Annotated in this window: 6 protein-coding genes; 4 read left to right on the plus strand and 2 right to left on the minus strand. The window is 55.6% G+C overall.

The annotated features are described in order from the left end of the window. Positions 1 to 21 precede the first annotated feature (21 nt). Positions 22 to 339: an RcnB family protein gene (locus tag ACSIPU_RS06135; RefSeq protein ID WP_004103807.1), complete on the plus strand. Its 318-nt coding sequence runs from the start codon at positions 22 to 24 to the stop codon at positions 337 to 339. 59 nt (positions 340 to 398) lie between these two features. Here the strand turns inward: ACSIPU_RS06135 and ACSIPU_RS06140 are convergent, their stop codons facing one another. Beyond that, positions 399 to 728 (minus strand): hypothetical protein, encoded by a 330-nt coding sequence (locus ACSIPU_RS06140; RefSeq protein WP_004114049.1) that lies wholly within the window; start codon positions 726 to 728, stop codon positions 399 to 401. Between the two features lie 350 nt (positions 729 to 1078). Then, complete coding sequence (apbC, locus tag ACSIPU_RS06145) at positions 1079 to 2188, minus strand: iron-sulfur cluster carrier protein ApbC (protein ID WP_004103811.1); 1110 nt, start codon at positions 2186 to 2188, stop codon at positions 1079 to 1081. 151 nt (positions 2189 to 2339) lie between these two features. Between apbC and metG the strand changes: the two genes are divergently transcribed. The 3 genes from metG to ACSIPU_RS06160 all read left to right on the plus strand — a co-directional run bounded on the left by metG (position 2340) and on the right by ACSIPU_RS06160 (position 11997). Beyond that, positions 2340 to 4373, plus strand: coding sequence for a methionine--tRNA ligase (gene metG / locus ACSIPU_RS06150; RefSeq protein WP_016809243.1), 2034 nt, complete (start codon positions 2340 to 2342; stop codon positions 4371 to 4373). Positions 4374 to 4509: 136 nt separating this feature from the next. Continuing rightward, entirely contained in the window at positions 4510 to 8247 is a 3738-nt protein-coding gene (locus ACSIPU_RS06155) for a WGR and DUF4132 domain-containing protein (protein WP_032728535.1), read from the plus strand. Positions 8248 to 8259: 12 nt separating this feature from the next. Further along, positions 8260 to 11997, plus strand: coding sequence for a WGR and DUF4132 domain-containing protein (locus tag ACSIPU_RS06160; RefSeq protein WP_032728538.1), 3738 nt, complete (start codon positions 8260 to 8262; stop codon positions 11995 to 11997). The last annotated feature ends 4 nt before the right edge of the window (positions 11998 to 12001 follow it).

Genomic DNA, 12001 nt, shown 5'->3' on the forward strand with positions numbered 1-12001 from the left:
CAGGATAATAATGAGGAAACTATGCGTAAAACAAAAATGATGCTTCTGGGCGTACTGTTGGCATGCACCAGCGGAGCGTGGGCGGCGACCGGCGACGGCATTCAGAAATATGAGCTGGACGGAGTGACCGCAGACTTTAAACAATTCCACATCGGCGATACCGTTCCGCCGCTGTACCTGACGCCAGAATACAATATCAAACAGTGGCAGCAGCGCAATCTGCCGGCGCCGGATGCCGGCACGCGTTGGACCTACATGGGCGGGAGCTACGTCCTGATTACCGAAACCGAGGGGAAAATCCTCAAAATCTACGATGGCGAAATTTTCTATCATCGCTAAAAACGAAACGCCAGCGGACAAATTCTGCCGCTGGCATATCTTTTATCGTTGCTAAAGCGCTATTCGTTAAAGCGGTTTTGTTTGTGCATAAACTCCTCGACGGCAATATAGGCAGCGACCTGTTCGTAGAGCATTAAAATACTGAGTATCAGATCCCCGCCGCTGCGCAGTAAATCATCCGGCGCAGTGCGACTTTTATCATCCGATAAAAAAACTATTTGTTCATAAATTTCACAATATTCGCCATAAGCGCCAATCGGAAGGTCAGCCAGCGGGATATTTTCCTGACAATAACGCAGTGCGTCAGCGGCTTTCTCCGGCAGCGTGCGCGAATGCATAAAGATGACCAGAAGTTCCCGCAACTTAACGATTAGAGCAATATTATTCATCATGCACTCCGGAAATGTAGTACGGCGATATTTTCCTTCCATCGTTTTTATTGACGTATGACTGATGACTACCACATTCCGCCAAATAATAAAGCCAAATAAAATTCCTTTCGGCGAATTAAAATAGGTCACTGCTATGCTAATTAAGCTCGCACAAGCGCGGAGGGAAAACAATGTTAAGAGTATGTTTTGTTGATTAATCTCAACATCAGCAAATGTGAATAAAAATAAGTAATATTTAACACCGCTATTATTCGCGCAGTGATTATTTCAGCGAAAGAAAACGGCGATCGGCGGAGGTAAAAAACCGCACGGCGCTTTGCGCCGCACGGTTCAGGATAGTGAGTGGACTATACCGCGCGGAAGGCGATCTCACCGGGGATAACTTCCCCCTGCCAGTACAGCTGCGCCGCGACGCGGTCTGCCAGCTGACGATAGGTCTCGGTAAACTCACTTTCCGGACGCGCCACTACCGTCGGGGTCCCTTTGTCGAGGTCTTCGCGCAGAGTGATGTGCAGCGGCAGCTGGCCCAGCAGCTGGGTGTGGTATTTCTCCGCCAGCTTTTGCGCGCCGCCGGTACCGAAGATAGGCTCGTGGTGCCCGCAGTTGCTGCAAATATGCATGCTCATGTTTTCCACGATACCCAGCACCGGTACCTCGACTTTTTCAAACATCACGATGCCTTTTTTGGCGTCGATTAGAGCGATATCCTGCGGCGTGGTCACCACTACCGCGCCGGTAACCGGAATATTTTGCGCCAGCGTCAGCTGAATATCACCGGTACCCGGCGGCATATCCAGCACCAGATAATCGAGATCCGGCCACAGGGTTTCCTGCAGCATCTGCATCAGCGCCTTGCTGGCCATCGGCCCGCGCCACACCATAGCGTTATCGTCGGTCACCAGATAACCGATGGAGTTGGTGGCAAGACCGAACTTCATAATCGGCGCCATATGGGTCCCATCTGGCGAGGTCGGACGCTGATCTTCCGCGCCGAGCATGGTCGGAATCGACGGGCCGTAAATATCGGCATCCAGAATGCCGACTTTCGCCCCTTCCGCCGCCAGCGCCAGCGCCAGGTTGACCGCGGTCGATGATTTACCCACCCCGCCCTTACCGGAGCTGATAGCGATAATATTTTTCACGCCGTTGATACCGGGCTGATTTTTTACCCGCTGAAGCGTGGCGATGCTGTGCGTCAGCTTCCAGTCGATAGCTTTGGCACCGGTAATGCGCAGCAGCTCGGCGCTGCACTGCTCCTTCAGAGCTTCAAAGGCGCTATTCCAGACGAACGGCATCTGAATTTCAATATGCACGGTTTCGTCCAGCCAGGCGACGTGATGCAGCGCCTTCAGCGTAGTGAGGTTATGTTTCAGGGTTGGGTGCTGGAAATTAGCCAGGGTCCCGGCGACCATCGCGCGTAGACGTTCGGGGGATTTGGCCTGGGATTGCGAACTCATCCCGACTCCTTTGTTATTGTGAGTTGAATCTTGTACGTTAAGTTTACCTTAAAGGGAATAATTCCCCCACCATAAGCTTTGGGCTTACCAAATTATTGCCTTTGCGGTAACATCAAACCCCCTTTTTACAATAGAAGATGTAATGCCCACTATGACTCAAGTCGCGAAGAAAATACTGGTAACGTGCGCACTGCCGTACGCAAACGGCTCAATCCACCTCGGCCACATGCTGGAGCACATCCAGGCTGATGTCTGGGTCCGTTACCAGCGAATGCGCGGCCACGAAGTCAACTTCATCTGCGCCGACGACGCCCACGGAACCCCGATCATGCTGAAAGCGCAGCAGCTCGGTATCACCCCGGAACAGATGATTGGCGAAATGAGTCAGGAGCATCAGACCGATTTTGCTGGCTTCGACATCAGCTACGACAATTATCACTCCACGCACAGCGACGAAAACCGCGAGCTGTCGGAGCTTATCTATACGCGTCTGAAAGAGAACGGTTTTATCAAAAACCGCACCATTTCCCAGCTCTACGATCCGGAAAAAGGCATGTTCCTGCCGGACCGTTTTGTGAAAGGCACCTGTCCGAAGTGTAAATCACCGGATCAATACGGCGATAACTGCGAAGTATGCGGCGCGACCTACAGCCCAACCGAGCTTATTGAACCGAAATCGGTCGTCTCCGGCGCGACGCCGGTGATGCGCGAGTCCGAACACTTCTTCTTCGACCTGCCGTCGTTCAGCGAAATGCTGCAGGCGTGGACCCGCAGCGGAGCGCTGCAGGAGCAGGTAGCGAATAAAATGCAGGAGTGGTTTGAGTCCGGCCTGCAGCAGTGGGATATTTCCCGCGATGCGCCGTACTTCGGCTTTGAAATCCCGAACGCGCCGGGTAAATATTTCTACGTCTGGCTGGACGCGCCGATCGGCTACATGGGTTCCTTTAAGAACCTGTGCGACAAGCGCGGCGACGCCGCCAGCTTCGATGAGTACTGGAAGAAAGACTCCACCGCCGAGCTGTATCATTTTATCGGTAAAGACATCGTTTACTTCCACAGCCTGTTCTGGCCGGCCATGCTGGAGGGCAGCAACTTCCGCAAACCAACCAATCTGTTCGTTCACGGCTACGTGACGGTCAACGGCGCGAAGATGTCCAAGTCGCGCGGAACCTTTATTAAGGCCAGCACCTGGCTGAACCACTTTGACGCCGACAGCCTGCGCTACTACTACACCGCCAAGCTCTCTTCGCGTATCGATGATATCGATCTGAACCTGGAAGATTTCGTGCAGCGCGTTAATGCCGATATCGTCAACAAAGTGGTGAACCTCGCCTCGCGCAACGCCGGTTTTATCAATAAGCGTTTCGACGGCATGCTGTCCGCCGAGCTGGCCGATCCGGCGCTGTACAAAACCTTCACCGATGCCGCAGCAAGCATTGGCGAAGCGTGGGATAGCCGCGAGTTCGGTAAAGCCATCCGTGAAATCATGGCGCTGGCCGACGTGGCGAACCGCTACGTTGACGAGCAGGCGCCGTGGGTGGTTGCCAAACAGGAAGGCCGCGATGCCGATCTGCAGGCCATCTGCACCATGGGCCTGAATATGTTCCGCGTGCTGATGACCTGGCTCAAGCCGGTTCTGCCGCAGCTGGCCGCCCGCGCCGAAGCGTTCCTCAACAGCGAACTGAGCTGGGAGGCCATTCAGCAGCCGCTGCTCGGTCACAAGGTTAACGCCTTTAAAGCGCTGTATAACCGCATCGAAATGAAGCAGGTGGAAGCGCTGGTCGAAGCGTCGAAAGAAGAAGTGAAAGCGCTGTCAGCGCCGGTCACCGGACCGCTGGCGGACGATCCGATTCAGGACACCATCACCTTTGACGATTTCGCCAAAGTCGATATGCGCATCGCGCTGATTGAAAACGCCGAGTTCGTGGACGGTTCCGACAAGCTGCTGCGCCTGACGCTGGATCTCGGCGGCGAGAAGCGCAACGTCTTCTCCGGCATCCGCTCCGCCTACCCGGATCCGCAGGCGCTGATTGGCCGCCTGACGGTTATGGTCGCCAACCTGGCGCCGCGTAAAATGCGCTTCGGCATCTCGGAAGGCATGGTGATGGCCGCAGGCCCTGGCGGGAAAGATATCTTCCTGTTAAGCCCGGACAGCGGCGCCCAGCCAGGCCAGCAGGTCAAGTAATACCGCATAAAGCGCTGCTCCGGCAGCGCTTTTTTTATAAATTCTGAAAATCGCATTCTTGTCGTCCTCCCCCTCTGTGTTCTTAGTAATAACTGCTAGCATAAAATCCAAACTGGATAAAAACACAGGGAAGAAAATGAAATCTTTTATTTATCAGGACGAAAAATCACATAAATTCTGGGCGGTGGAGCAGCAAGATAACGAGCTGCATCTGAGCTGGGGCAAGGTCGGCACCAGCGGCCAGAGCCAGATTAAAACCTTTGCCGATAGCGCCACTGCTGCAAAAGCCAAACAGAAACTGATTGGTGAGAAGACAAGAAAAGGCTACGCAGAAAATACCGCGGCGGAAAAAAGCCCGCCCCAGGCTGTCGCTAGCCAATCTAATAACCGACCCTGGCTCGCTGATGATGCCCATATACCGCTAACAGAGGAGATCGGCTGGTTTGCTTTCCCTCACCGTAACCGTTCCAGACCGTTTAATACCACACCGGACGGCAATCAGATTTGGCAACGCATTACCAGGAATGATAAAGCCGAATTCAGGCCATCCGACTATCATTTCACGTCACCGGCCTGGGAACAGGCCTACGCTGAACTACACCAACGGATTAAGCATAATCAATCCACCGGAAGCCTGCTTTCCGAAGCGGCTCTTCTCGGGCAAATGGGCTATTATTCTGGTGATTTAATCGACCTCTTTGTGACGCAATACGGGCTTGAAACCACGGTTGAGATCGCCTGTCATACCCTACAAGTGGCATGCAAGTACGATGATGATCTTAAGAAAATTGTCGTACGTAGCGACTTTCCTGTTAACGAAACAGAATATCTGCCCGACTGGCTCCCGCGCTTGTGTCATCATCTTTCATTAGCGCCAGAGGAAGAGTGGCTACGCTGTGTCAAAAAACTGATTGCTGCTATTCCTGAGCTTTCTCCCGCTATGCAGCCGTTTGTCGCACTGATGTTGCCAGAGCGTCCGGATATCGCCAATGAGATAGCATTACGTTTCGCCGCAGAAGAGATTCCGGCAATGGCGTGGTTGAAAATGGTTGTCAATGCCCCTTCTGCACTGATTACGCTAGAAAAATATCCGTTGCCTCCACTTTACTCTCACTTTCTCCCCTATGTTGCCACATTGATAGCCAACCAAGGCATGATCGGGGTAAGTCAACTCGTCAACGATTTGGACGAAAAGGAAGCAAGCACCCAATTACCTGAGCTTGAAGCTACTGACTATTTCACTAAGTGGTTAGCTAAAACGAACCATCCGGATGCGCTTAAGATATTAATTCTTGGTGCCGGCAACAAAAATAAGCGCCTGGGATATTTAAGTAAGGCCAGTCAAAAATATCCTCATGCAGCCATTGCCGCTTATGCGTCGCTGCTGACGAGCTATGAAGATCCGATCTGGCGCAAAGCGCTAACGGTACTCATCAGCGCTGAACCAGCTCGGGTAGAGCAAGTTCTGCCATGGATTGACGCACACGCCGCAGAAACGTTAACCGCGACGCGGCCGCATAGCGACTCATCAGCAGAATATGCCAGCCCGGAGACCCTACCAGAAATACTGGTATCCCCGCCGTGGCTAAAGCAAAATCAAAAAAGCGCATCACCAGTATTCAAACTATCCATACTCCCCGTCACTTCTACGCTAAGCCTGACGCCGGCAATAACGGAAGAGCTAACTGGCTACGATTACAGTGATTACCACTGCCAATTCAGGTACGCGGACCTGCCGCCATTTGAAAGCTATCATTGGGAAAAAGTGACGGAGCCTTTCACCCCGGAACAAAACTTTCTGTGGCGTCTGGGGTTTGAAAAGTGGCAACAGTTAACCCCTGGCACATCGCAAAAAGTCCCCATTCCGCAAAGCGCCGTCACAGCCCTGCAATGTGCAGACTATGCCACCTTGATAAATGAGTTCCATCAGTATACGGGTAAGCAGTATTCGCAATGGAAGCTGTATCTGCTGGCCTGGATGCCGCGCGAGCAAGCATTAGCCCTGCTGGATGCTCTGGCTGATGAACCTCACAAAGGCGAAGAGGGGATCTTACCCATTTTTGGCATCGATGCCCTGCCGATATTTGTCCGTTATCTTAAACACGATCGCCAGTCGCTGTGGCCGTTTACCCCCTATTGCGGCACAACCGATTTGGCACTGCCGATGGCACAAAACTTCAGCCGCAAAAAAACGCTGCGCGAAGACGCCCGAAGCTGGTTACTTGAGTATCCCGAACATGCCATTGCCGGGTTATTGCCCGTAGCGCTAGGAAAAGCGTGCAAAGACAGGGACGACGCTCAACAAGCTTTGCGATTACTGGCCGAAAATAATCACCGTTCTCTGATAACCCAAATAGCACAGCGCTATCAACAACCGGAGATTATCGCTGCACTGGGAGCCTTTCTCGACGCAGGAGACTTTCACGATTTCCCGACGAAAATTCAGCCTTTGCCTGAATTTTATCAATTTGCACTGTGGCGCAGACCACAGCTCAAAAGCTCGGGGTTGCCGTTGCCGGATAACGCCATGCGTTACCTCGGCGATATGTTGAATTTCCCACGCGAAGTGAAACTTTACGCCGGACTGAATACCGTAAAAAGCATCTGCACTCCAACATCTCTGGCTAACTTTGCCTGGGATCTTTTTAACGCCTGGATTGAAGCCGGAGGCCCTTCAAAAGCGAACTGGGCCTTCACAACATTAGCCTTTTTCGGTAATGACGATACCGCGCGAGCGCTGACGCCGCTCATCCGTGCCTGGCCTGGAGAATCACAACATCAACGCGCAGCGCTTGGGTTGGACATTCTGGCAGAAATCGGCAGCGACATCGCTTTGATGTTGCTAAACGGCATTGCGAAAAAAATCAAATTTGCGGCGCTACAGGAGAATGCACAGAACAAAATCAAGCAAATTGCCGAACAGCGTGAACTGACCATTGCCGAGCTGGAAGACCGCCTCGCCCCGGATCTCGGACTGGACGACAACGGCACTCTGGTTCTCGACTTCGGCCCCCGCCGCTTTACAGTCAGCTTCGATGAAGCTCTGAAACCCTTTGTGTGCGATGAAAGCGGCCGACGCCTGAAAGATTTGCCGAAGCCCGGCAAAAGCGACGATGAACCGCGGGCTGCGGAGGCCGTCAGTCGTTACAGACAGTTGAAAAAAGATGTCCGTACCATCGCATCCCAGCAAATTCAGCGTCTGGAAACCGCCATGTGCCTGCGCCGCCGCTGGACCGCCGAACAGTTCCGCCTGTTCCTCGTCGACCATCCGCTGGTGCGCCATCTCACCCGCCGCCTGATCTGGGGAGTCTATAGCCAGGAAAACGTCCTGCTGGCCTGCTTCCGCGTCGCCGAAGATAACAGCTACAGCGATGCAGAAGATAACCCGTTCAGCCTGCCTGAAGGGCAAATCGGCCTTCCGCACGTGCTGGAAATCTCCGCGGAAGACGCCGCCGCCTTCGGCCAGCTGTATGCCGACTATGAACTACTGCCGCCGTTCCGCCAGCTCGATCGCAACCACTATCGCCTGACGGAAAGCGAAAACCGGGCCACAGAATTAACGCGCTGGCGCGGACGCCAGTGCCAGGCCGGGCGCATCGTCGGACTGGAGCGCAAAGGCTGGCAGCGAATAGAAGATGGCGGCAGCATCTGCGGCATGTTCAAACCCGCCGCCAGCGGCGACATGGTGCTGGAAGTGGAACCTTTTTCGCTGCTGTATGGAGAAACCACCTACGACGAACTCATCCCGTTCGAGACAGTGAAAATCGTTACCAAAGGCGATATTGACTACGGCAAACCGACCTTTGCTTTCGCAACGCTCGACGCTATCGCCGCCAGCGAACTGATTAACGATATCGAATCGCTATTCGATTAAAAGGACTTAGTCATGAAAACGTTTATTTATCAGGATGAAAAATCACATAAGTTCTGGGCGGTTGAGCAGCAGGATAACGAACTGCATCTGAGCTGGGGGAAGGTGGGTACCAGCGGCCAGAAGCAGATTAAAACCTTTGCCGACGCGGCAGCGGCCAGTAAGGCCGGGCAGAAGCTGATCAATGAAAAAAACCGCAAAGGCTACGTTGAGCAAGGTGAAACCACGCCGTCTGCGGCAGCCAGCCTGCCGGAGGAACCGGCATCTACCCCAGCTGCGCCGCCGCCCGCATGCGCCACCGTGCCTGCAGACATAGCTCGTCCGTGGCTGGCGGACGATGCCGAACTGGCTTTGTCAGATGAGCTGCTGCAAGATGTGCTCCCTTCACGCCGCTTTCCCGGTCCACCGATCGCCGCGCCTGCAGATAGCGAACTGATGAGTCTCGGCAAAGAGATCCACCAGCAGTCCGGGAAAGCCGTGACCTTTGACTATGCCGACTGTTCCGCCTACTGGCAGCAAACCATCAACGAAGCCCTTAGGGATGGCCCGCTCTCCCCTGCTGCGCTGGCGGTGCAGCTCGCCCTCGCCACGCGTCGCGGCTGGCGCAGCAGCGACAATGCCGACCTGATGGACGAAATTGTTTACGTCTACGGACTGGAATACGCCGTCGAGACGTTTATTGCCCTGCAGCACATTACTTTTGATTACAATTACCAGACCCTGCAGGTGACCTTCCTTTCAGAACCCACCAGCGCGCGCGGGCCCGGGATGCTCGACGTGCGCCTGCGCGCGCATCTGGCTCAGGCCGATGAACCGCTCTGGCAGCGCTGCGTGAATAAACTGATCGCCGCGCTGGCGGATATGCCCATCGGGCAGCAGCCGCTGGTGGCGCTATTGCTGCCCGATCGCCCGGATATCGTCCACGAAATCGCCCGCCGAGTACTGGCGCATAAAACTATCAGAACGGCGGAATGGCTGAAGGTGGTGGTTCGCGACCCGCAGCTCGTCAAAGCGCTGGAGCCTTATCGGGCGGAGAACCTGTTTAACGACTACTACCACGGCAGCGTCTGGAACGCGACGGTGATGCGCGAACAGGGCGTTGCCGGCATCGCCCGCTTCGCACCCTACGTTCATGACGATCTGTGCGGTAAGCTGGTCAGCCAAATTAACCATCCGCAGGCGCTGAGCCAGCTAATCCTCGCAAGCGAGCAGGGTAAGCGTTGTCACGAACGGATGACCCAGGCCAGCGCGCGCTTCCCGCACGCCGCGCTGGCGGCGCTGGCTGAACTGCTGACGCAGAAAGAAGAGAAACGCTGGCGCATTATGCTGATGACCCTGCTCAGCGGGCAGCCGGGGCTAGTCGGAGAAATTGTGCCGTGGATCTCTGCACAGGCCGCGACGCTACTGGAAGCCTGCCAGCAGCAGTTAAGCCAGCAGGCCGAGTGCGCCCGCGACGATATGCTCCCGCCGGTGCTGGTCACCCCACCCTGGGCGGCGAAAAAGAAAAAATCCCCCATTGCACAGCTGAATCTGCCGCCGCTCCCATTAGAGCCGGTCTGTATGCTGACGGAAGAGGCAAGCAAACAGCTTCTCGAACAGCGTAGCTGGTATGCCCGCCAGCTCGATAATGGCAAAGAAAAAGATGAAAAGGAGCTCCTGTCCTGCTTAGGTTTCCACAGCTGGAACCGGAGCCAAAATCGCTATGAAGATGTCTCCGATGCCGCTATCGATGCCTGGCAACGACAGGATTATCCGGCGCTGATTGCGGAATTTAAGAATGCCCATACCTATCGCCAGGAAGAGTGGAAGCTGTACATGCTCGCCGCCCTGCCCGCCGGACGGGCGCTACAGGCCTGGAACGCGCTCAGCCAGGAGCCCCACACCGGCGCAGACTTTGTGATGGCGCACCTGCGTCTCGCCGGTTTGCCGGGCTTTATCCACTCCTTCTCACGCTATCCGCAGGAAAACCTGTCGGTTGCGATCTGGTTTGCCGCCAGCAAACTGGCCCCCATCATCGCCCGCGATTTTAACAAACTTAAATCGCTGCGTGAAGGCGCGCGCGAATGGCTGCTGGCCTATCCTGAACATGCGATTACCGGCCTGTTGCCCGCCGCCCTCGGCAAAGCGGGCGAAGCGCAGGACAGCGCGCGCCTGGCGATACGTATGCTGGTGGATAACGGCCATCAGCCGCTGCTTGAAGAGGTCGCCCGGCGCTACAATCAGCCGGCGGTAACGGAGGCCGTTACCGCCCTGCTCGCCCTCGATCCGCTGGATAACCATCCGACCAAAATTCCGCCGCTGCCCGCATTTTACCAGCCTGCGCTGTGGACGCGTCCGCTGCTGCGGGAAAATGGCCTGGCTCTGCCGGATGGCCCCATAAAAGCGCTCGGCGAAATGCTGCGCTTCCCGTCAGAGGAGGGGATTTATCCCGGCCTGCAGCAGGTTAAAGATCTCTGTACTGCCGAATCACTTGCCGCCTTTGCCTGGGATCTGTTCAGCGCCTGGCAAACCGCCGGAGCGCCATCGAAAGAGAGCTGGGCGTTTACCGCGCTCGGGATTTTCGGCAACGATGATACCGCCCGGGCCCTGACGCCGCTGATCCGCGCCTGGCCCGGCGAATCTCAGCATAAGCGCGCCACCGTCGGATTAGATATTCTCGCCGCCATCGGCACGGATATCGCCCTGATGCAGCTTAACGGCATCGCCCAGAAGCTAAAATTCAAAGCCCTGCAGGAACGCGCCAGAGAGAAAATCGGCGATATCGCTGAAAGCCGCGGGCTGACCGTGGAAGAACTGGAAGACCGCCTGGCGCCCGATCTGGGTCTGAATGAGGATGGTAAGCTCACCCTCGATTTTGGCCCACGGCGCTTTATCGTGAGCTTTGATGAAGCGCTCAAGCCGTACGTCAGGGATGAAAACGGCAGCCGTCTGAAAGATCTGCCGAAGCCGAATAAAAGCGACGATAACGCGCTCGCCGCCGAGGCTGTCAATCGCTACAAGGCCCTGAAAAAAGATGCCCGCACGATTGCCGCCCAGCAAATCGCGCGGATGGAGTCGGCCATGTGCCAGCGCCGCCGCTGGACGCCGGAGAACTTCCGCCTGTTCCTGGTCAACCATCCGCTGGTACGCCATCTCACCCGTTGCCTGGTATGGGGCGTATACGGTGAGGACAACCGCCTGCAGGCCTGTTTCCGCGTGGCGGAAGACAACAGCTACAGCAATGCCGATGACGATCTCTTTCCTCTGCCGGACGGCGACATTCGTATCGGCCTTCCGCATCTGCTGGAAATGACGCCGCAGGATGCCGCCACTTTTGGTCAGCTATTTGCCGATTACGAACTGCTGCCGCCGTTCCGTCAGCTCGATCGCAACTGCTACACCCTGACGCCCGCCGAGCTGGCGACTACAGAGCTGACGCGCTGGGCAGGACGCAAGTGCCCGAGCGGCCGGGTCATCGGGCTGGCGAACAAAGGCTGGCTACGCGGCGAGCCGCAGGACGCTGGCTGGATCGGCTGGATGCTAAAACCGCTGGGACAGCGGGCGCTGGTAATGGAAATCGACGAAGGCTTCGCCGTGGGCATGCTGCCGGATGAGCTCAGCGCCGAGCAGCTATTAAGCAAAGTCTGGCTGTACGCCGGAAATGCCCGGCAGTACGGCTGGGGCGGCAACGCTCCGCAGCAGGCCCGATTTTCGGAGCTGGATAAAGTCGCCCTCAGCGAACTGATCAACGATATTGAAGGGCTATTTGAATAGAACA

The organism is Klebsiella sp. HN106, assembly GCF_051209435.1.
GTDB classification, from domain to species: Bacteria; Pseudomonadota; Gammaproteobacteria; order Enterobacterales; family Enterobacteriaceae; genus Klebsiella; species Klebsiella oxytoca.

What these genes read in the sequence shown, in the direction of transcription:
- apbC (WP_004103811.1), bottom strand. Translation starts at nt 2,188, where the DNA reads ATGAGTTCGCAATCCCAGGCCAAATCCCCCGAACGTCTACGCGCGATG.
- metG (WP_016809243.1), top strand. Translation starts at nt 2,340, where the DNA reads ATGACTCAAGTCGCGAAGAAAATACTGGTAACGTGCGCACTGCCGTAC.
- ACSIPU_RS06135 (WP_004103807.1), top strand. Translation starts at nt 22, where the DNA reads ATGCGTAAAACAAAAATGATGCTTCTGGGCGTACTGTTGGCATGCACC.
- ACSIPU_RS06160 (WP_032728538.1), top strand. Translation starts at nt 8,260, where the DNA reads ATGAAAACGTTTATTTATCAGGATGAAAAATCACATAAGTTCTGGGCG.
- ACSIPU_RS06140 (WP_004114049.1), bottom strand. Translation starts at nt 728, where the DNA reads ATGAATAATATTGCTCTAATCGTTAAGTTGCGGGAACTTCTGGTCATC.
- ACSIPU_RS06155 (WP_032728535.1), top strand. Translation starts at nt 4,510, where the DNA reads ATGAAATCTTTTATTTATCAGGACGAAAAATCACATAAATTCTGGGCG.